The organism is Nocardioides sp. JQ2195 (assembly GCF_012272695.1).
In the GTDB taxonomy this organism is placed as follows: Bacteria; Actinomycetota; Actinomycetes; order Propionibacteriales; family Nocardioidaceae; genus Nocardioides.
Genome location: NZ_CP050902.1, coordinates 2,122,103 through 2,142,437, shown reverse-complemented (window position 1 = coordinate 2,142,437; position 20,335 = coordinate 2,122,103). Strand labels below are relative to the sequence as shown.

Sequence of the window (20,335 nt, the reverse complement as noted above, 5' to 3'; positions counted from 1 at the left end):
CCCTGCGGGCTCTTCGGGCTGTCACCTATTCGTGCGGAAACCCGGCTAGCGGCGGGGCGGAGCAATCGTTCACCGCACTGAGGCAAGGGGTAGCAGGTTCAATTCTTTCCCCCGACCTCCGGTGAGTGACCATCCGTCGCTTCGGGCGTCCATCCTGGGGTGCAGCGTCTTGGGTGCTAGGTGGTTGACGTGTACTCGTCGGCGGCCTCGTTGTAGTTCTCGTCCTTGGTTCGATCCGTGGTGAAAGCGGTGTCGATGGCTGCGCGGGTGCGGTCGGCGCTGGTGGGCATGAGGTGGGTGTAGGTGCGACGTCGCGTCCGAGTAGCGCCGCCGCGACTTCGAACTGCTGTCGGGCTGCTCGCATTAGGGACTGCACTTCTCATCGCCATGCACGCCACGGCGGAGGCCGTGGCCGCTGGTGCTCCGGGGTGGTTGAACCTTGGGGTTCTCGGGCTCGGGTGGGACGCAATCAAGTTGATGCTACTGGGCTTGCGGACGCTGATGCTTTGGATCGGCTCGCTCGGCAGGCCGAAGGCCCGCCACAATCTGGGCGACGACGCGTCGATCCGCGCATCGGCAAACGTCGCGCCTACCCTTGTGAGGTGAGTGCGACTAGGTGGAGGGACGTCGATCTCAACGTCATCGGACCCCAGCGCCCCGACGAGCCGGTTCTCGCACGCCGAGTTCGCTTTCACCAGTCGTGGTATCGCGCCGCCGTGCTCGGGCTACCTAGCTTCGGCGTGACCGCAGGAAGGGCTCCGCGGGCGCTCGGAAGCATTTTGACGGATGCTGATGCGGTGGCTGGGCACAACTTCACTTCGGAGGCGTCTCAGCGTCTCTACCAGCGACGCCGGGCAGCAGGGTGGGGCGTTGACCCGGTCCGTTGCACAAAATACCTAACCTCGAGCCAGACGCTCACCCTAAACCTGCTCGGCACGATGCAGGAATCGCCTCGGTGGGCGGCACGAGCGCTGGGACTTCTTCTCGACCGGCCGGACCTCGAGCGGATCACCGGTGTGTGGGTCGAATATGCCCCACGGCGCCGCAGCGAGTACCTCAACGATATGACGCGCATCGATGCCCTGGTCCAGGTGCGTACGCGTTCGGGCGACGAGCTGGTCGCGATTGAGACCAAGTACGCCGACAGGTTCAACAGCAGGCGGGTCGACATCGATAAGCGGCCGTATCGCGAGCTCGCTGCACGCGTAGGGGTCTGGAACGACCCGGATGCGGTTTTTGGTGCGCCGCAACTAAATCAATTGGTCCGATGTCACGCCCTTGGGGTGGCAGTGACCGAGGACCTGCTGGGGCGTGCGGTGGTGCCGCACCTGCTCGTCGTGCACCATCGCGACGACTTGTCCTCACGGATCCTGGTCGACGACTATGCCGACCACCTCGCTGACTCTGATTTAGTTGATGCCCGCACCCTCGATCAACTCGTGGATGCGCTGACTCACACGGCGGCGTCACCTGGTCAGCGGAGGATCGCACGTGCCCTCGAGCTGCGCTATGTCGCTCAGGCCGAGAGCGAGGCCGCGTGGTTAGCGTCGGGAGATCGGTCGCTCAGAGGTGGGAAGGTTTCCGGACCTGGCTCCACGCGATGAAGTCGGGACCGGGCCACGCAAGACGATCTGCTGGGGCGTCGATTCCGTGACGAAGCCATTCTTCCACCCAAGCGGTGTTGCTGGGCAGGAATGGCAGTGCGCCGATGCCTACTTCGTCGATGGCCCCAAAGTACGGATGCTCCACCCACGCCTGGGAATCGCCTTCGCCGAGGGGGAACAGGGCAGCAGCTCGAACCACTGGACGACCCCGCCGATACCTCGGGTACTTCACGGTTATGGCGTCACGATATCTGTGCAACTGGCCGATGGCGTCCGCTGGCGGTCCCGGACACCCGAACGTCCGTACGTACTCAGGGGTGGAGTCGACGCGGTACTTGGCGTCGAGCAACAGCAAGACCGGCGGCATATCATCGCGAAGCAACTCGATAACGATGTCGGGCCGCTGCGGACCCGACCGCATCTGATACTCACGGTTATAGGTGACGTTGGCGGCACAGGTGGCGGCCTGGATCTTGACCGTGCTCTTCGCGCCCGGGACGAGGTTGAGCCGGACACCGGTGTCGCGCAGTTCGATCAGGTCGAAGACGTCGATCGGTGTGTCGAGAACCTCGGAGACCTGGTGGACCACAGCGAGGAAGCACCAGATCTCGTACAGCTCTGAGAGATCCCGCATGGGGATGTTGACCGCGTCGCCACCAACGATTAGCGACATGTTGAGCCGGAGCAGAGCCTGGTATGCCTCGCGGTAGCCCGGGCGGCCCTGCAGCGTCAGCGACGTGAACCCCTGAGCGACGATAGGCGCGGCGTCCGTGAGCGGCGACGTGCTCAGGAATGGCACCAGCGACTCTTCCATCGCTGCGAGCTCGTTCGCGATCGCGACGTTGCGGGCGCTCGGCTTTCCCTTGCGGTTCGACTGTGATGCCTCGTGGGCCTCACGCAACTGGGCCAGCGAATTCGTCGCCCTCTCCAACTGCACGCGCAGCCAGCGGTTCTCCGGGCTGTCCAGCGTCTCGTACGGCTGCGATGCGGGAAGGCGGGACCTGTGGCGGCCGATGCCAGGCGAGACCTGCCAGCTGCCCTCGCCACTACCGCGGACCACCGCCCGAAGGGTCGCGGCCGAAGGGCGACGGATGCGCTCGGCCGCGACCAGCTGAGTCTCGCGCACGAGCTGCTGGTGCGGATTCGCTGCGATGTACGCCAGCGCCTGCTTCAGCCCCTGCACCTCCTCGCGAAGAAGGAGAAGCCATTCAATCTGGCGTGTCGCCGGATCAGAGCCAGTGCTGGCGCCACGGGTGGTGGCGCGGAGGAACTCAAGTACCAGCTGACGCGCCAGACCCGTGACGCTGTCCAGGAGCTCCTCGTAGTCGGTCTCGTAGTCGAGCTTCGACGGGCGCACCTCGACGATTACCTCGATGCTCGACTCGTCATCGCTGATCAGGAATCGACTGTCTCCGACCTGCGAGCGGAAGTTGATGTTTCCGCTGAGGACGTCTGCGTACCCCGGGATCGGGCGTACGTCGCGGACCAGCGCGGGGTCGAGGTGGGCCATGGTGGGCTGGTTGCCGACCTTGTTGACGATGCTCAGCCGGTAGTTCGTCTCTTCGACCAGGCGTGCACCGACTCCGTCGTATGTCCGCGCCTCGGGATGGCTCGTCGTGCCATCGGCCGTGACTTCGAGGACGCGGTCCCGGCCCTCTGTCGTCACGCGGAGGCGAGGCTGCTGAGCGCCGGCGCGCCCCTCCCACACGCTCGCCTTGTTGACGCCCTCGACGGTGATGTCCCAGCGGTCAGTCTGGATACGAAGGCTCATGGGTCAGACCCAGTACGAGGTGAATCCGGTCTGGTCGAGCCGCTGCTGCATCAACCGGACGCGGTCGTCGGTCCGCGGGAAGCCAGACGGGCTCTCAGAGCCGGAAGCCTCGCTGGGGCTGGAGGTGGTCCATCCAGCCAGATCCACGAGCACATCACGCAGGAGCGCGCCGCCGCCCTGCAGGCGAGGGAGCACCTTCATGCTGAGGCAGAGGTCGAGCGGCGCGATGACGGTCTCGTCGCGAGTGACGAAGTGCTCCGCCGAACCGGCAGCGTTGAGGCAGAACAGCGCAACCTCGTCACGCACCCGGAACCCGACCTGCAATTGCGCGCGCTGCAGCGACTCGTTGGCCCGGATCAGCGCGTTGACGGCCTCGACGATGGTCTGGTTCGACTCAACATCGGGAACGTCAGCGAGTCGCAGGTGAGCCGGCGACCACTCAGGCGCCTTCCAGACAGCCGGGGCCGGGAGCGAGGCGGCGGTTGTGCCGTAGACCGACAGGTCGACCTCGGAGAGCTCGAGGACGAACGCGCGGTCGAGTACCTTGCGGGAGAAGTCGTGGGTGGTCTCGTCCATGTTGACGGTGCCGATGACCGAAACGTTCGGCGGCAGGTAGACACCACTCCAGTCGATGCCACCCTGCTCGTTCGCAGACAGGTCAGGGGCCAGCAGGTTCAGCGGCGGGCTGATGGCCGTCCCCTGGTCAGTCCAGCGACGGTTCTCCATCACGCTGAGAACCTCAGCGAAGTAGTACTCCACCCGGGCGACGTTCATCTCGTCGAGCACGAAGAAGAACTGGGTGTCTTTCTCCTGCATCGCCCGCTGACAAAGGGTCAGCAGGTGGCCGGGGACGAACTCACCGCCGAGACGCTCGTAACCCAGCAGGTCGCTGGAGTCAGTCCAGTCGGGACGGACCGGCACGATGACGACCTTCGCGCCGGTGGCCTCCGCGACGAGCTGCGGCAGCTTGGTCTTACCGGTGCCCGAGATGCCAGCGAGAATCAGGAACGGCTTGGTCTGCAGCGCCGTCACGAACGTCGCGACCTGCCAGGGCTCGAAGGTGAACCCGGACGCCTCGATGTACTCGCACACTTGGCCGATGCGACCCGACGCCTGCGAAGGCGCCTGGCGCGGTCCGGATGACTGTTGCGGCAGGTAGGTGCGCGGATCCGCGGCCTCGTCGGCGAACTTGAGCGTCACAGGAGGGTCTCCGCTTCGGCGTCGGTGTCCTCACCGCTGGCCTCAGCGACGTCGGGCTGGTCGGCGTCTGTGTCGTCAGCCTCGAGCCGGAAGAGCGCGGCGACGTCTTCGTCGGTCAGGCCGATCTCCTCGGCGACCATTGCCTCGAGTTCAACGCGCGTCGGCAGGCTGCCGCCCTGACCCTCGAGGTCCGTGGACCGGAAGAACCAGACCGCGATGTCGATCAGTCGCGGGGGCTCCAGGCCACCGGCACGCTTCAGCAGGAAGGTGCACAGCTGAGCCTCCGAGATGGGCCGGCGCGCGATCGACTTGGGGCGGGTCTTCTGGATGATCTCCAGCGGGGAGTCAGCCTGGGTGGCCCAGCCGTGCATGGTGTTCGATGGGCCGTTGGACGGGAACTTCGGACCCTTGAACGCGGCCTCGCTGCCGAACGGGTTGAAGTAGGGCTTGTCGACGTCGTCGGGACTGGCCCAGTTGGTGAGCTCGTTGACGGCCTGCACGTAGTCCGACACAGATTCGGCGACCGCCACCTGCTGCGTACCGGCAAGCTTCAGCGTCCGCAGTGCGATGAGGAACTCGCACATCCGCTGGCGGGCGGACGACCGCTCGAGCTGCTCGACGGCGTGGCGGATCTCGGCTTCGGCCAGATACTTGGGCACTCAGTCCTCCTGCTCAGCTAGCTCGCGCAGCGACGTCGCCATTTCCTCGCAATAGTCGGGGTTCAGGTCGATACCGATGCTGCGGAAGCCATTCTTGCGAGCGAAGCGCAGCGTGGTGCCGCTTCCGCCAAATGGGTCGAGCACGATGCCGTTCTTCGGTGTCGTCGCAAGCACGGGGATGCGCACAAGCTCTTCGGAGAACGAAGCCTTGTGCTTCTTGTTGCCACGGGACGGTCTCACGACCCAGGTCGACAGGGGCGGCAGCGTTCCTCCAGTCGAGGACACCCGCCCGACCGGGGCGCGGTCGTAGTAGTACCAGCGTTCCTTCGTCATGTGGAACACGTACTCGTGGCTCATCGATGACCGGTCGCGAACCTGGTCCGGGATCGGGTTTGGCTTGATCCAGACGTTGTCGTTGCGAACGAGCCACCCCGCGTCCTGCATCGCGATCGCGAAGCGGTGTGGAATCAGCAGAAGCTGCTTCGGGCGAGCCCAGAGACCGTCGCCTGGGAGGTCCTGCGGACGTACGCCGAAGCGCCGCGCACCTTGCTTGGCTTCACTGCTCTTGTGGGCACCCTTACCGCTCCAGTAGGTGTCGCCTAGGTTCACCCACATGCTGCCGGTGTCCTTGAGGATCGGCCGGCAGAGTTCGAAGATCTCAACGAGGGCGTCGACGAACTCCTGCGGGTGCTGCTCGAGGCCGATTTGGCCGTCCACGCCGTAGTCCCGCTGGCCGTAGAACGGGGGCGAGGTCACGATTGAGTCGACCTGGACACCCTCGTTCGCTAGGACCTGCAGCACCTTCGACACGTCGTTGTTGAAAACCAGCGACCGGCTGTCGGAGAAGTAGGCCTGCTCTTTGAGCGCGGGGCTCTCGAATAGCGACTGCGGGGTCTCCACAGGATGCAGGGCTCGGTTGGCCGGGGTGTCCTTCAAACGACCGTCCGGGAGTCGTGAAGCACTGGAGGGGACATGGGGAGCGCGCGATGCCGCTCGTCTAGCCATGTGAAACCCCTTCGCCCTGAACTGCTTGGTCTGAATCTACCGTCCGGATTGGCTTCAATCTTGGAGGCGACCACCGACAGTTCGGTGTCGGCATGATCAGAGCCGGTCGATCCACGTATCCGCGTCGCGGTTGTCCCAGGCACTGCCGGAGGTCTGAGCTGGCCCCTTGCGCGCGGCCAACTCCTCGGTGATGACTCGGGCCTCGGCGACTGTGAGGTCACGGAGCGAGGCAACCGGGCGGCCGGCCAACTCGACTACAAGAGATTGACGCTCTTCCATCGTTATCAGGCCGAGGTCGTCGAGACCCTTGCGCAGTGAGGCGATCTGCCAGGCAGGAAGGGTCTCGGTGCTGGGCGCCGGCTGCTGCGGCTGGACCGGGCGGGGATCTGCCAAAAGGCCGTCATCCACAGCATCAGCCTATGTTGTCTCCCCGAACTCGTCGATTCTCCCTCAGCTTGGGGGCCTTCGCGCTAGCGTCTGAGCCTGTCCGAAGATTGATCTTGCGCGGGAGGATCACGAGTGGCAACGGTCGCCAACCACATCGACGCCGTAGACCAAGTCGTCTGCTCCAACATCTCCACGTTGGCTAACCAGCGAGACCTCCTGTCGCAGAACGTGCTCGGTCAGTTGCGGAATCTGGTTGAAGGGGTTGCCGTCCTCCTGCACACGGCGAGCGGGGATGCCGAGCATGACTACGCTGCCATCGAGGCCGCGCTGGCCTGGGTGAAGGCCAACGGGCGTCTCAATTTCGTCAGCAAGTTCCACGCGCTCCTCCAACCGTCCACCTCCCACTACACCTTCGACGAAGACACGTCCGAGCGACTCATGCTCCGTTACCACGAGTACCTGCTTCGGCTGCGGATCTTGCTGCGTGGCGAGGCCGGCGTGGATATCCTCGGCAACCTCGAATCCTTCCCTCTGGACCAAGACCCGGCACTTGCCGAGTACCACGAGAAGATTGCCCTCGAGGTCGACAAGCCCGGGCGAGCGACCTCTGAACGCTGGGATCGCTACTACATCCACAAGACCCGCCCCTTCGTCACGGGCGGTCGCGTCTACTACGAGGTCACCTTCTACAAGGCGGTCAACCGGGTCAGCAAGGCCGACCGCATCATCGGTTTCACCAGCATCGACATCGCGGACAACTACTCCGCCAACCTCGGGCTCCAAGCGGCCACCATCGAGGTGTTCGGCCAGCAGATGCCGGTGACCCTCATCAGGAACTGGGAAGTCTCCATCCGTCCCTGCGAGCTGGAACACTTCGCGAGCATCGTCGGTCAGGACACCAAGAAGGTGCGTACCGACTCCGCCGAGTACAAGTTCGTGATGGGCCGCCTCACCGCTGGCTCGACACTGCTCGACTCATCGACGCCACGCCCGAGCGCTACGACGACCTGAAGGCGCGGGGGACTGTCAGCACCAAGAACCCGCAGATCTTCCCCGCGATGGATGAGGCGCGCTGCATTATTCGAGGAGAGCGGCGTGGGCACAACGTTCTCCGCTACCTGCTCTTGCGGATGCGCAACGAGGTCCTCAAGGCGCAGTACTACTGGGAGCCCAACACCCGCTTGTCGAACCTGAACCTGAGCTACGGCTGCATTCCCTTTGACGACATGCCGTTCTGTACGGCGCCGCGGGCGCACAACCCCCGCTTCTGGGACCTCATCAACAGCCTTGACCCCGACGGCCGGACCCATGAGTTATTGGCACGGCGAGTTCAGCGCAACGTGGAGGACAGGGGCGTCCTCTACACGCCGGTCGCAGAACTGGAGGACCTCGGCGACGTGGGCGACCTCATCGACACCTACAACGGGAACCTCTATTACACCCATCGCCCGGCCCGAGACCTCGTCCTCGACAAGGGCCACGTGTTCATCCAGGGATACGAGGACGACACCTACGACATTGTGACCATGTTGGAGGAGCATGCGGCTGGGGGAGTGAGCGGCTACACCGCGGCGGTGGAGCAGTGGCTTGGCACCACGGCGCACGTCGTTGACGACCCGGCGAAGAGGGAGGCACTCATCACGCTTTTCGCCCAGTCTCGGGTCGCGCTGGTCTACGGAGCGGCAGGCACGGGAAAGACGCGCATGGTGGACCACATTGCGAGCTACTTCGCCGGCAACCCGAAGCTGTTCCTCGCAAACACCCACCCTGCGGTCGAGAATCTGCGTCGGCGGCTGACCGCGCCGAACGCGATCTTCCGGACCGTCGCCAGCCACAAGCACACCCCGAGCGGCGAGTACGACGTGCTGGTCATCGACGAGTGCTCAACCGTGAGCAACTCGGACCTGCTGGCCATCCTGGAGACGACAAACTTTAAGTTGCTCGTCCTCGTGGGCGACGTGTTCCAGATCGAGTCCATAAGGTTCGGCAACTGGTTCAACGTCATCCGGTCCTACGTCCCGGCAGCGTCCGTCTTCGAGTTGACGACTCCCTACCGCACGAGCAGCGACGCCTTGGTCGACCTCTGGAGCAAGGTCCGCACCCTCGATGATGGCATCACTGAGGTCATTGCACGGAACGGGTACTCCACGCCCCTGGACGCCACGCTTCTCGCGAAGAACTCCGCTGACGACATCATCCTCGCCCTCAACTACGACGGGCTGTACGGCATCAACAACATCAACCGCTTCCTTCAGGCCAGCAACCCCAACCCCGCCGTGGCCTGGGGCCCCGCTGTCTTCAAGGTCGGCGACCCCGTGCTGTTCGCAGACACGAATCGCTTTAAGCCGCTGATCTACAACAATCTCAAGGGGACCATCATGCGCGTTGAGTCCGAAGACGGGAGCATCCAGTTCGATGTTCGGCTCGACCGACCCGTCACCGGGCTCGATGTAGATGGCTACTTTGATCTCCACTGGGTGGCTGACTCGACGGTCCGGTTCTCGGTCTACGACATAGACATCAGTGATGAGGACGACGACCTCGACACGACCACTGTGCCCTTCCAAGTGGCCTACGCGGTAGGCATTCACAAGGCACAAGGTCTTGAGTACGACACGGTGAAGATCGTCATCACCAGCGCCAACGAGGACGACATCAGCCACAACATCTTCTACACGGCCATCACACGGGCGCGGCGGGAACTGCAAATCTACTGGTCGCCGGAGACCCAGCAGACAGTCCTCAGTCGGCTGCAGGTCGGCGATACGAGGAAGGACGTAGCACTGCTATCGAACCGGAGGAGGCTTGTCCCGATCCGCGGTGGGTGAAGGCCAGCTTCTTTCGCGGGGAACGCGCACCACGTCCACCACGGGTGGAGTTTGATCTTTGACAGGTTTCGGGGCCACTCAGAAACACGCTGAGTGCCGGGACACACTGGTGCCACACGCGAACGAAAAACGACCCGACACTGGAAGACGCTGGAAGGCGTCTTCGCAGGTCAGGGACCGCTTCCAAGCACTCAGCCGGTGGGCGTCACCGATGTCCTGGGACATGACAGTCACCCACGCGGGAATAGACCTCGTAATAGAGCTCGAACTCGCACGCCGCCGTAGTCGCCGCCCGAGGGCGGTCATCGACAGGTTCCTTACGCGGCCAGGGTGGTCCGACGCGCTGCGGTGGGGCTCCGGCTCGCGTTCCTACGCGAGCGCCTGCGGTAGATGACACGAGGGCGCGGTTTGGGCGCGCTTTGAACCTCCGAGGGGCGCAGAGCTGTGCAGCCACCTACACCGCCTTCGGCATGCAAACCTACAGGTCAACGGTCACTTCGCGCCGTGGAACGCAGTGATCCGCAAGCGACCGCGCGCACGCTCAGAATCATTCGTGTCTTCCAGATGACGCACCATGTCGAATGCGTTGCTTTTGCTCTTCTCAACCGGCTCTGTCCTGCGATGACTCGATCTCGGCCGAAGTCGCCGAACGCTGTGATTTCGTCCCGAGACCTCCGACAGTCCGTGTTGTCGACGCCAACTGGCCGCGAGAACATCTTTTGTGTGAGTGCATTCGGAGCTGCCAGGTCGGACAGCAGGCGCTCGCCGCTGAACACACAAGAGCGGTAGTCGAGGGTTCATCGCGGTCAAGACCGCAATGATGCTTGCCACTGGCGGGGCCGGCCACCTGCAACGCCATTCTCGTCGATGCCGGACAGAGGGATAAGCATGACTGCCAAGGGGGCGTGCTCGCCGACTTGAAGGTGTCCAAAAACAGGCCAGAAACTCTGTCAACGACTGGCAACGATCGCCAGCGCGATAGGACCAGGGTCCACCGTTTGTGCAGGTCAAGTGTCATTTGCCGGTAGAAGACGTCAACTCGTGTCAATGGCTCAGTTCACTCGGAGCGGCTCCGGAGGGCTCAAGGTGCACGGCCCGAATGGCAGCCGGAACCTGCCCGCGGCGTACGTGCGAGAACACGTCGAGCTGGCCTACGCCACCACGGTGTGCGGCGCCCAGGGCGACACCGTCGACCACGCTCACTTCGCACTCGGCGACAGCACGACCGCGGCATCGGCGTACGTCGCGATGACTCGCGGGCGCAAGTCGAACGTCGCCCACCTGGTTGCCGAATCCGCAGATGACGCCCGGAGGCAGTGAGTGGCCGTGTTCGCGCGCGACCGGGCCGATCCTGGACCCGGACACGCCGCGCAGGTGGCGAAGGAGGACATCGAGCGGTACGGCTCGAATGCGCCGTCACACTCCGCGAGCCTGCAAGCGCCACTGCCGAGAAGCGGCCCACGACGTCCACCTCAGCCGGTGCCCACGACGCCACCGCGTTCGCACGGCATCGGCCGGTGACGAAGAAAACTCGCCACAACTGATCGCAGGGAGACCGCCAGGGACATAGGTGACCAAGAGAGGCTGGTCTCGACGTGAGCAGACATTGGCTGTCCGATCAGGACCGCGGGACGTTGCCTCTCCCTCTGTGAGGCCACCACATCGCAGGTGGCCACCGATGGAAGGCAACGCAATGACACCCATCAACATCCCGACCGACCGGGACGACAACGCACTGATCCTCTTCGAGGAGTTCTGCGACCTCATCCGCACACCGCAACGGACCGTCCACAACTGGCGGCGACGAGGTGTCGGGCCACGCTGGACCCGATTCCAAGGCATCGGCCGCCTCTACATCACTGTCGCCGAAGCCCGGCGCTTCCTCGCCACAGCCACGTCTCCGCGATCGGAGGAGAGCCCCGATGCATGACCGGCGCGGCATCCCGACTTACCTCAGCCTCGAAGAAGCCGCCGAGTGCATGTCGGTCTCGGTCAAGACCATCCGCCGCTGGATCGCTGCCGGCACCCTGCCGGCCTACCGCTGCGGCAAGCGCGCGATCCGCATCAAGCTCGACGACCTGGAAGCCGCGCCAAGACAGATCCCGTCAGCTCGCTGATGAATCAGTGCTTCGGCTGTGACGGGTCCGATGCTGGTCATTGCGCCCCATCCACAGTCCAGCCGGCGGCCGCGGATCTCTTGCGCGCTAGATCGGCCAGCCGTCCAGATGCGGCCTGTTGGTAGCGGTGAGCCGCGGACGGCGTCGAATGACCGCCCAGCGCCATGAGTTCGGCGAGCGTGGCGCCGTGACGTGCTGCCTCTGTGAGCGCACCGTGCCGCAGGTCGTGGAAGTGCAGGTCCGTGCGACCGATCAGTCGGCGCGCCTCGTACCAGCCCCATCCCTTGGTGAGTTCGCGGCCGTCCTTGGTGATCTTCCCGGCCTTGCCGTAGAACGCGCTGGGGGAGAGGTGGCCACCCGTGCGGCCAGGGAACAGCAGTCCCTCGGCGCCTGGCGCTGCGTGCTCGAGCAGGTGCGCGCGGATCGCTGCGAGCAGGTGCGGGGGAATCGGTACATCACGGATTCCGGCGTCACTCTTTGGTGCCTTGGCGACGACGCCGGCTGACCTCGAGCGGACCACGCCGCGCCGAACCTTCAGGGTGCCGGGGGAGCCGGCCTCCGCGCTCTTGGCCGGAAACTTCACATCCTTGCGGCGCAACTCGGCCAGCTCACCGAAACGTAGGCCGGTGCCGTCTGCGAGCAGCACCATGAGCTGGTGCCGCTCGGGCATCGCCTTGACGATCGTGGCGACATCCTCGGCAGATGCGAGGTCGACGCGACGATGACGGGCCGTTGAGCCACCGCCCCGGATGTTGCAGGGGTTGAACGGGATCAGAGCGCGACCTGAGTTCTGTGAAGGATCGGCAGCTGTGGCGAGGATCGCGCGCAGCAGCGAGTAGGAGTGTGCCTGTGTGGTGGCCCTGCCGCTCATGGCTGTGTCGTACCAGTGCGCCACGGACTCGGGCGTAATCGCCTTGAGGGTGACGCGTCCGAACGTGGGGAGGATGAAGCGGTCGAGCAGATCCGTGTAGTGATCGCGCGTGCGGTCGGCCAGGGGGCGTCCCTTCACCCGTCGAGCTTCGACCCAGCGCGGAGCGTACTCGGCCAAGGTAGGGAGCTTCTGGATCCGCTGTGCGGAGCGGTCGGCCGGTGATGTCCAGCTGCCGGTGCTGATGAGGCGGCGTTCATCGGTGAGCCACGCCTGGGCATCTTCCTTGGTGTCGAACGTGTGGGGAGCGTTGTGCCGCACGGGCTCGCCCTTGTCATTGCGTCGCCCCTCCGGGTCGGCGTACCGGGCGCGGTAGCGACCGCTCGGAAGCTTGCTCACCTGCCCGAACCTGCGCCGTTCCTTGGTCCCCGCCATGCCGCCCACACCTCTGATTCGTGTCCACTCCGTGTCCACCAGGAGTCTATACGTGTCCATAGATGTCCGTTAGCGAGACACGTGACTGGACCTCATAAGTGCAGCTCAGATGGTGTTTTGGCAGGTGATATCCAGTGTCGCGATTTGCCGGGCGTACTGGTTCGAACCCAGTATCGCCCACCAGAGGTCCGCGGACCTGAGCCCCCTCTCGAGGGGGCTCTTCTGCTGTGCGACAGGGAGCCGTCAGCGGAGGTTCTCGGGAAGCAGGGCCCGACAGCCGTCACCCCTGCAGGTGCGTGCGTCGGCCAGCACCTCGTGCAGCTGCGCGATCAGTTCCTCGCGGCCGGGCTGCGTCGCGAGGTTCTCGTACTGCTCCGGGTCGGCCACGACGTCGTACAGCTCGGTGTCGACGACCTTCCTGGACACGCCAGGGTCGTAGTTCCACTCGGTGTAGAGGTAGCGGCCGGTCCGGATGCCGGTGACGCGCCCCTGGAGCATCTTCTTGCTGTGAGCACCGACGGGTTGACGACGCTTGAGCCGGCGGGTGTCGAGCTTGTTGGGAGGCGTCTCGGTGAGGACGACGCGGCTCCAGGCATCACCACGGGACTCATCGCCCAACCGAGCCACGTCGATGAGGCTGCGCCCGTCCGTGGACCCGGGGACCCGGGCATCGGCCAGGTCGGCCAAGGTCTCAGCGAAGTCGATCGACAGGAACGGATCGCTGCGCACCTCGCCCCTGGGGATCCCCGGGCCACGCATGAGCACCGGGACTCGGAGGGACGGTTCGTAGGGGAGCACCTTGCCGCTGGGGATGTTCTGCTCGCCGAGGAAGAACCCGTTGTCGCTGGTGAAGACGACGGCGGTGTTGCCGAGCTCGCCGGTCCTGCGCAGGCGACCCATCATGCGCTTGACCGCGTGGTCGACCGAGCGCAGCGCCTCGGCGCGCTGGCGGGCCAGCTCGAGCACCTGCGCCATCGTGTCCCGGGAGATGTGGCCCTTCATCCGGTTCGGCTTGTCGCTCTGGTCGCGATCGCGCCAGTGCGCACCGGGAGCCTGCCTGATCCGCTGGTCGAAGCTGCCCCACAACCGCTGGGGCCGAGCCGGGGTCGCCAGGTTCGTGGGGTCGTCGGGCTCCCGCGGACCGCCGACGTGGGGGGCGGAGAAGGACACGTAGTGGAAGAACGGCTCCGACTCCCCGGCCGCCTCCTGGATGACGTCGCTGGTGAGCCGCGCATAGGCGTCGGTCTGGTACTGCCCCTCGAGGCTGATGTAGCCGCGACCATTGTCGTTCAACGTGGTGTCGAAGTAGCGGTAGGTCCCGCCGTCGTTCGGGTCCGACGGGTCGAGGCCACCGTCGATGGAGGCCTGCCAGGTGTCCCAACCCGGTGGCACGTACTGCGTCGAGGTCCCGGCGGTCCGTCCGGGCTCGGGCCCGGTGCCGTACTCGTTGAGATACTTGCCCATGTAGGAGGTCCGGTAGCCCGCCCCCTTCAGCCAGACCGGGAGCGTCGACGAGTCGTCGAAGGCCGTGAACCCCCAGGGAGGAACCTGCGACCACACCTGGTGGTTGTGCGGGTACTGCCCGGTGAGGACGGAGGCCCGGGCGGGGCAGCACAGGGGCAGGCTCGCGAACCCGTTGGTGAACGTGACGCCCCGGTCGCCGATCAAGCGCCGCACGTTCGGCATCCACCTGAGGTCGTCGGCGCGCATGTCGTCGACCATGATCATCAGGACGTTCGGTCGCTGGAGCCTGTCGGCCTCGACCTTGACGGGCGGGCCGCCGTCCTCGCTGACGAAGACCCGCACGTGGTGCGATCCCGTGATGCACGATCGGGGAAGGTCGAGGCGGGTCAGCAGCGAGGTGGGCTCAGCGGTGATCCTGGGCTCACAGGGCTCGTCGGCGTTCGGAGCGGCCGACGTGCGGGACGTGCGGGACGTGCGGTTGCTGCGGTCCAAGGTCGTGGTGTGGTCGTTGACGGTGACCGTCATCGACCTCTGCCACGGCTCGGTTGCGTCGCGGACCGAGACGCTGACCACGGAGCCGGAGTTGTCGACGTACACCGTGTGGGTGGGCGAGCCGTCGGCGGCGGGATCACTGGCTGCTGCCTGGGGAGCCGCATCGTGGCGCACCTGGTTGACGACCGTGAGTCCTCCGGCCAACAGTGCAGCTCCAGCCGCGACGAGCGCGACGCGGCCCCTGATCCGCATGACATCCCCCGATTGACGTGCCTGACCGTGCTCGACCGCACGGCGGGCCCACATCCTAGGACGCTGCCCCGAGCTCGGGACCGGTTCGGCGCCATCGTGACCAAGCGGTGATCTGGCAGCTGGGGGCCTCGGCACGGCCGCGCGACGGGCGTCCGACAGAAACCGGCGCGCGACCACCCGCAGCCGGCCGATACGATCGGGGCGTCGCCATCTGCGACTGCCGTCGATCAACCTCCCAAGGAGCACTCGTGTCCGACATCCAGGTCGTCCTCGCCCACGCCGATGCGCGCGCGGAGCAGACCGTGACGACGGGCACGAAGGCCTGGGAGCTGTTCAAGGAGTCGCCCGACGTCGTTGCGGCGCGGGTCGTCTCGAACGATGGCGAGGGCGTCCTCAAGGACCTCGCCTACGAGCTCTCCGACGGCGACGTCGTCGAGGGCGTGACCATCGAGAGCAGCGACGGTCGCGACATCCTGCGCCACTCGACCGCCCACGTGTTGGCACAGGCCGTGCAGGAGCTCTTCCCCCAGGCCAAGCTCGGCATCGGCCCGCCGATCCAGGACGGCTTCTACTACGACTTCGACGTCGAGCCCCCGTTCGTGCCCGAGGATCTCGTGAAGATCGAGACCAAGATGCGCAAGATCATCAAGGAGAACCAGCGCTTCGAGCGCCGGCCGATCTCCGATGCCGACGCCATCAACGAGCTCCAGGACGAGCCCTACAAGATCGAGCTGATCGGCCTGAAGGGCGGCGGCCACGCCGAGGATGCCGCCGAGGGCGCCAACGTGGAGGTCGGTGAGGGCGAGCTCACGATCTACGACAACATCAACCGCAAGGGCGAGGTCGCCTGGAAGGACCTGTGCCGCGGCCCGCACCTGCCCACCACCAAGCGCATCCCGGCGTTCAAGCTGATGCGCTCGGCGGCCGCCTACTGGCGTGGTGACGAGAAGAACAAGCAGCTCCAGCGGATCTACGGCACCGCGTGGGAGACCAAGGAAGCCCTCGACGAGCACCTGCACCGCATCGAGGAGGCCGAGCGTCGCGACCACCGCAAGCTCGGTCGTGACCTCGACCTGTTCAGCTTCCCCGACGAGATCGGCTCCGGCTTGCCGGTCTTCCACCCCAAGGGTGGCGTGATCAAGCGGGCGATGGAGGACTACGTCCGTGAGCGCCACATCGCCGAGGGCTTCGACTACGTCGGCACGCCCCACATCGCCAAGGAAGGTCTCTTCCACACCTCGGGCCACCTGCCCTACTACGGCGAGGGGATGTATCCCGCGCTCGACGTCGACGGCATGGACTACCGCCTCAAGGCGATGAACTGCCCGATGCACAACCTGATCTTTCGGTCCCGGCAGCGCTCCTACCGCGAGCTCCCGCTGCGACTCTTCGAGTTCGGCCACGTCTACCGCCACGAGAAGTCCGGCGTGATCCACGGGCTGACCCGGGTGCGTGGTTTCGCCCAGGACGACTCGCACTCCTACGTCACCCCTGAGCAGGCGCCGGCCGAGGTGGAGCACCTGCTCAACTTCATGCTCTCGCTCCTGCGAGACTTCGGCATCGACGACTTCTACCTCGAGCTGTCCACCCGTGACGCCTCGAAGGACAAGTTCATCGGCTCCGACGACGACTGGGAGGCCGCCACGAAGGTGCTCGAGGACGTCGCTGTCGCGACAGGGCTCGAGCTGGTCCCGGACCCGGGTGGCGCGGCCTACTACGGCCCGAAGATCTCGGTGCAGGCACGCGATGCCATCGGCCGCACCTGGCAGATGGGCACCGTGCAGTACGACTTCAACCAGCCGTCCGCCGACCGGTTCAACCTCGAGTACGTCGCCGCTGACGGCTCGCGCCAGCAGCCGGTGATGATCCACTCGGCCAAGTTCGGCTCGATCGAACGGTTCATGGGCGTCCTCGTGGAGCACTACGCCGGCGCCTTCCCGCCCTGGCTCGCCCCGGTCCAGGTGCAGGGCATCCCGATCGCGGAGCGCCACAACGACTACCTGCTCGAGCTCGCCAGGAAGATGAAGGCACAGGGGCTGCGGGTCGAGGTCGACCTGTCCGACGACCGGATGCAGAAGAAGATCCGCAACGCACAGCTGCAGAAGGTGCCGTTCATGGTGATCGCCGGTGACAACGACGTCGAGGCCGGTGCGGTCTCGTTCCGCTACCGCGACGGCCGTCAGGACAACGGCGTGCCGCTGGACGAGGCGATGGCCCGGGTGGCCGCGGCCGTCGAGTCCCGCGAGCAGGTCTGACCGGGAGCGGCCCGATGACCGCCGACGAGAACGGCCAGCAGGGCACCGGACAGCCTGACGGGTTGGAACGGATCTGGACGCCGCACCGCATGGCCTACGTGCGCTCGGACATGACCGGTGACGGTTGCCCGTTCTGCAACATCCCCGCGATGCCCGATGAGGACTCACTCGTGGTGGCGCGTGCTGAGCACTGCTACGTGGTGCTCAACCTGCACCCCTACAACCCCGGTCACCTGATGGTCGTGCCCTATCGCCACGTCGCAGGGCTCGAGGACCTCACCAGCGACGAAGCGGCCGAGCTCATGTCGCTCACCCAGCGAGCCATCGTGGTGATCCGTGCGGTGAGCAACCCCCATGCGTTCAACGTCGGGCTCAACCTCGGCGGGCCGGCCGGCGGCTCGCTGGCGGACCACCTGCACCAGCACGTCGTACCCCGTTGGTCGGGAGACGCCAACTTCATCACCGTCGTCGGCGGCACCAAGACCCTGCCGCAGCTGCTGCAGGACACCCGTGACCTGCTCGCCGACGCCTGGGACTCCGCCGGGCTGCCTCCCGAGGAAGCCGGCCGGTGACCGGTGACCTCGAGCTGGCGAGCCGCCTGGTCCGTGAGGCCGGTCGCCTGGCCGCGCGGATGCGTGCGGAGGGGGTCGGGGCCCAGCAGAAGACGAACGTCGCCGACATCGTCACCGCTGCCGACCATGCGGCCGAGGCGCTGATCGTCGAGGCGCTGCGCGCCGAACGCCCCGACGACGCGATCGTGGGAGAGGAGGGCGCCAACCACGCGGGCGCGTCCGGACGCACCTGGGTGATCGACCCCGTCGACGGCACCTACAACTTCTTCCGCGGGATGGACTGGTGGTGCTCGGCGCTGGCCCTCACCGAAGGCGACGACGTGCTGCTCGGCGCGGTCCACCACCCCGCCACCGACCGGGTGTATCTCGGCGGGCCCGGCCTGGCGGCGACCAGCAACGGGGAGCCGCTCCCAGCACTGGTCGACGTTCCGGCCGAACGCGCGTGCGCGTCGACCTACCTGCATCCGCCGTTCTACGACGGTGAGGTCGGCGAGGCCTTCGGTCGGGCGATCCAGCAGGTCGCAACCCTGAGGATGCAGGGCTCGGGGACGATGGACTGCGTGGGGATCCTGCTCGGGCACTGCGACGTGATCTTCCAGCACACGGTCCCCGACTGGGACCGGCTCCCGGGGGCGGCACTGATCCGCAGCCTGGGCGGGGTGGCGCGCGTGGTCCACGCGGCCGGCGTGGACTGGCACGTGGCCGGCGCCCCCTCCGTCGTGGCGACGGTCGTCGAGGCCCTGGTCGGCGAGACCCGCGACGGCAGGTAGTCTGCAGCCGCCATGTTGGAGAGATTTCGCGCGTTCTGGACCAGACTGCTCAACCCCATTGCGAGGTTGTTCATCAAGCTCGGCATCAGTGCCGACGCGGTGACCTTGGTGGGCACCCTGGGCGTCTGCACCGGTGCCCTGGTGTTCTTCCCCCAGGGCAAGCTCCTGGCCGGCGTCCTGTTCATCACCGCCTTCGTCTTCAGCGACCTCATCGACGGGCACATGGCGCGGGTCACCGGCAAGACCAACCGGTTCGGCGCGTTCCTCGACTCGACGCTCGACCGCATCGGTGACGGTGCGATCTTCGGCGGGCTGGCGCTCTACTTCGCCGGCCCCGGGGACAGCCGCCTCTACCTGTGGCTGTCGCTGATCTGCCTGGTGATGGGGTCGGTCACCTCCTACGCACGCGCCAAGGCCGAAGGCATGGGCTACCACGCGAAGGTCGGGATCGCAGAGCGCTCCGACCGTCTGGTCTCCATCCTCGTGATGACCGGCCTGGGCGCGATCTTCGACCTCCCGATCCTGATGGAGGTCACCCTCTGGGCCCTCGCCGTGGCCAGCACCGTCACCGTGCTCCAGCGGGTCTGGACGGTCCGCCAGCAGGCGTACGCCGAGGCCGCGAGCTCCTGAATCCCCAGCCCTGAGGAGGGCTGTCCCCGTGTCCGAATTCCGGGCATTCGGGGCGGTTCACCTGAACGGTGTACAGGCGACTAGTCTTGAGCCATGGCAACTGATTCCACTGATTCCACCGTCGCTGCCGCTGCGCAGGCGACGGGTACCTCCGGCGTGAAGCGCGGCATGGCCGAGATGCTCAAGGGCGGCGTCATCATGGACGTCGTCACCCCCGAGCAGGCCAAGATCGCCGAGGACGCCGGCGCCGTCGCCGTGATGGCTCTCGAGCGTGTGCCCGCCGACATCCGCGCCCAGGGTGGCGTGTCCCGGATGAGCGACCCCGACATGATCGACGGGATCATCGCGGCGGTCTCCATCCCCGTGATGGCCAAGGCCCGCATCGGCCACTTCGCGGAGGCCCAGATCCTGCAGTCGCTGGGTGTCGACTACATCGACGAGTCCGAGGTGCTGACCCCGGCGGACTACGCCAACCACATCGACAAGTGGAACTTCACAGTTCCCTTCGTGTGCGGTGCCACCAACCTGGGTGAGGCGCTGCGTCGCATCACCGAGGGCGCGGCGATGATCCGCTCCAAGGGCGAGGCCGGCACCGGCGACGTCTCCAACGCGGTCACCCACATGCGCACGATCAACGGCGAGATCCGCCGCCTCGGTGCTCTGTCGGCCGACGAGCTGTTCGTCGCCGCGAAGGAGCTGCAGGCGCCGTACGAGCTGGTCAAGGAGGTTGCCGAGAAGGGCAAGCTCCCCGTGGTCCTCTTCACCGCCGGTGGCATCGCCACCCCGGCCGACGCCGCAATGATGATGCAGCTCGGGGCCGAGGGTGTCTTCGTCGGCTCGGGCATCTTCAAGTCCGGCAACCCGGCCGAGCGGGCCGAGGCGATCGTCAAGGCGACCACGTTCTTCGACGACCCCGACGTGGTCGCGAAGGTCTCGCGTGGCCTCGGCGAGGCGATGGTCGGCATCAACGTCGAGGACATCCCGCAGCCGCACCGGCTCGCCGAGCGCGGTTGGTGACGCGCAGCC

General features: G+C 66.0%; 18 protein-coding genes. 11 read left to right on the top strand and 7 right to left on the bottom strand.

The window, feature by feature from the left end; genetic code table 11:
* Positions 1-602 precede the first annotated feature (602 nt).
* Positions 603-1,604 (top strand): hypothetical protein, encoded by a 1,002-nt coding sequence (locus ncot_RS10240; protein ID WP_168617521.1) that lies wholly within the window; start codon positions 603-605, stop codon positions 1,602-1,604.
* Here the strand turns inward: ncot_RS10240 and ncot_RS10235 are convergent.
* The 5 genes from ncot_RS10235 to ncot_RS10215 all read right to left on the bottom strand — a co-directional run bounded on the left by ncot_RS10235 (position 1,564) and on the right by ncot_RS10215 (position 6,647).
* Positions 1,564-3,375, bottom strand: coding sequence for a DUF2357 domain-containing protein (locus ncot_RS10235; RefSeq protein ID WP_168617520.1), 1,812 nt, complete (start codon positions 3,373-3,375; stop codon positions 1,564-1,566). The genes ncot_RS10240 and ncot_RS10235 overlap by 41 nt on opposite strands.
* 3 nt (positions 3,376-3,378) lie before the next feature.
* On the bottom strand, positions 3,379-4,575 hold the full coding sequence (locus tag ncot_RS10230) for an AAA family ATPase (RefSeq protein ID WP_168617519.1): 1,197 nt from the start codon (positions 4,573-4,575) through the stop codon (positions 3,379-3,381).
* Positions 4,572-5,234, bottom strand: coding sequence for a hypothetical protein (locus ncot_RS10225; protein ID WP_168617518.1), 663 nt, complete (start codon positions 5,232-5,234; stop codon positions 4,572-4,574). The genes ncot_RS10230 and ncot_RS10225 overlap by 4 nt, the downstream gene beginning before the upstream one ends.
* Entirely contained in the window at positions 5,235-6,170 is a 936-nt protein-coding gene (locus ncot_RS10220) for a site-specific DNA-methyltransferase (RefSeq protein WP_206064929.1), read from the bottom strand.
* 165 nt (positions 6,171-6,335) lie between these two features.
* Positions 6,336-6,647, bottom strand: coding sequence for a hypothetical protein (locus tag ncot_RS10215; RefSeq protein WP_168617516.1), 312 nt, complete (start codon positions 6,645-6,647; stop codon positions 6,336-6,338).
* A 111-nt stretch (positions 6,648-6,758) separates the two neighbouring features.
* On the opposite strand from ncot_RS10215, the gene ncot_RS19465 reads away from it, so the two are divergent.
* From ncot_RS19465 to ncot_RS10195, 5 genes are all read left to right on the top strand, one after another.
* Positions 6,759-7,637, top strand: a complete 879-nt coding sequence (locus ncot_RS19465) for a hypothetical protein (protein ID WP_206064928.1) — start codon at positions 6,759-6,761, stop codon at positions 7,635-7,637.
* 119 nt (positions 7,638-7,756) lie between these two features.
* Entirely contained in the window at positions 7,757-9,454 is a 1,698-nt protein-coding gene (locus ncot_RS19460; RefSeq protein WP_206064927.1) for an ATP-dependent RecD-like DNA helicase, read from the top strand.
* 1,047 nt (positions 9,455-10,501) lie between these two features.
* Positions 10,502-10,774: a helicase C-terminal domain-containing protein gene (locus ncot_RS10205; protein WP_206064926.1), complete on the top strand. Its 273-nt coding sequence runs from the start codon at positions 10,502-10,504 to the stop codon at positions 10,772-10,774.
* Between the two features lie 358 nt (positions 10,775-11,132).
* Positions 11,133-11,384 (top strand): hypothetical protein, encoded by a 252-nt coding sequence (locus ncot_RS10200; RefSeq protein ID WP_168617515.1) that lies wholly within the window; start codon positions 11,133-11,135, stop codon positions 11,382-11,384.
* The gene (locus ncot_RS10195) at positions 11,377-11,571 is read left to right on the top strand and encodes a helix-turn-helix domain-containing protein (protein WP_168617514.1); all 195 of its coding nucleotides are present in this window, start codon (positions 11,377-11,379) and stop codon (positions 11,569-11,571) included. Before ncot_RS10200 ends, ncot_RS10195 begins: the two co-directional genes overlap by 8 nt.
* Positions 11,572-11,608: 37 nt before the next feature.
* Here ncot_RS10195 and ncot_RS10190 read toward each other — a convergent pair whose 3' ends face one another.
* Both ncot_RS10190 and ncot_RS10185 read right to left on the bottom strand, forming a co-directional pair.
* Positions 11,609-12,838 carry a site-specific integrase gene (locus ncot_RS10190; RefSeq protein ID WP_206064925.1) on the bottom strand — a complete coding sequence of 410 codons (1,230 nt, stop codon included), beginning with the start codon at positions 12,836-12,838 and terminating at the stop codon, positions 11,609-11,611.
* A gap of 279 nt (positions 12,839-13,117) precedes the next feature.
* Positions 13,118-15,136 (bottom strand): sulfatase, encoded by a 2,019-nt coding sequence (locus ncot_RS10185; RefSeq protein ID WP_168617512.1) that lies wholly within the window; start codon positions 15,134-15,136, stop codon positions 13,118-13,120.
* Between the two features lie 194 nt (positions 15,137-15,330).
* On the opposite strand from ncot_RS10185, the gene thrS reads away from it, so the two are divergent.
* The 5 genes from thrS to pdxS all read left to right on the top strand — a co-directional run bounded on the left by thrS (position 15,331) and on the right by pdxS (position 20,326).
* Positions 15,331-17,337 (top strand): threonine--tRNA ligase, encoded by a 2,007-nt coding sequence (gene thrS / locus ncot_RS10180; RefSeq protein WP_168617511.1) that lies wholly within the window; start codon positions 15,331-15,333, stop codon positions 17,335-17,337.
* Positions 17,338-17,351: 14 nt separating this feature from the next.
* Entirely contained in the window at positions 17,352-17,909 is a 558-nt protein-coding gene (locus tag ncot_RS10175; RefSeq protein WP_168617510.1) for an HIT domain-containing protein, read from the top strand.
* Entirely contained in the window at positions 17,906-18,679 is a 774-nt protein-coding gene (locus tag ncot_RS10170; protein ID WP_240937853.1) for an inositol monophosphatase family protein, read from the top strand. The genes ncot_RS10175 and ncot_RS10170 overlap by 4 nt, the downstream gene beginning before the upstream one ends.
* 12 nt (positions 18,680-18,691) lie before the next feature.
* Positions 18,692-19,309: a phosphatidylinositol phosphate synthase gene (gene pgsA / locus ncot_RS10165; RefSeq protein WP_168617509.1), complete on the top strand. Its 618-nt coding sequence runs from the start codon at positions 18,692-18,694 to the stop codon at positions 19,307-19,309.
* 93 nt (positions 19,310-19,402) lie between these two features.
* Positions 19,403-20,326: a pyridoxal 5'-phosphate synthase lyase subunit PdxS gene (gene pdxS / locus ncot_RS10160; RefSeq protein WP_168617508.1), complete on the top strand. Its 924-nt coding sequence runs from the start codon at positions 19,403-19,405 to the stop codon at positions 20,324-20,326.
* The last annotated feature ends 9 nt before the right edge of the window (positions 20,327-20,335 follow it).

Coding starts and splice junctions, on each gene's coding strand:
- ncot_RS10235 (WP_168617520.1), bottom strand. CDS start 3,375: ATGAGCCTTCGTATCCAGACTGACCGCTGGGACATCACCGTCGAGGGC.
- ncot_RS19460 (WP_206064927.1), top strand. CDS start 7,757: ATGCGCAACGAGGTCCTCAAGGCGCAGTACTACTGGGAGCCCAACACC.
- ncot_RS10205 (WP_206064926.1), top strand. CDS start 10,502: ATGGCTCAGTTCACTCGGAGCGGCTCCGGAGGGCTCAAGGTGCACGGC.
- ncot_RS10200 (WP_168617515.1), top strand. CDS start 11,133: ATGGAAGGCAACGCAATGACACCCATCAACATCCCGACCGACCGGGAC.
- ncot_RS10195 (WP_168617514.1), top strand. CDS start 11,377: ATGCATGACCGGCGCGGCATCCCGACTTACCTCAGCCTCGAAGAAGCC.
- ncot_RS10185 (WP_168617512.1), bottom strand. CDS start 15,136: ATGTGGGCCCGCCGTGCGGTCGAGCACGGTCAGGCACGTCAATCGGGG.
- ncot_RS10175 (WP_168617510.1), top strand. CDS start 17,352: ATGACCGCCGACGAGAACGGCCAGCAGGGCACCGGACAGCCTGACGGG.
- pgsA (WP_168617509.1), top strand. CDS start 18,692: ATGTTGGAGAGATTTCGCGCGTTCTGGACCAGACTGCTCAACCCCATT.
- pdxS (WP_168617508.1), top strand. CDS start 19,403: ATGGCAACTGATTCCACTGATTCCACCGTCGCTGCCGCTGCGCAGGCG.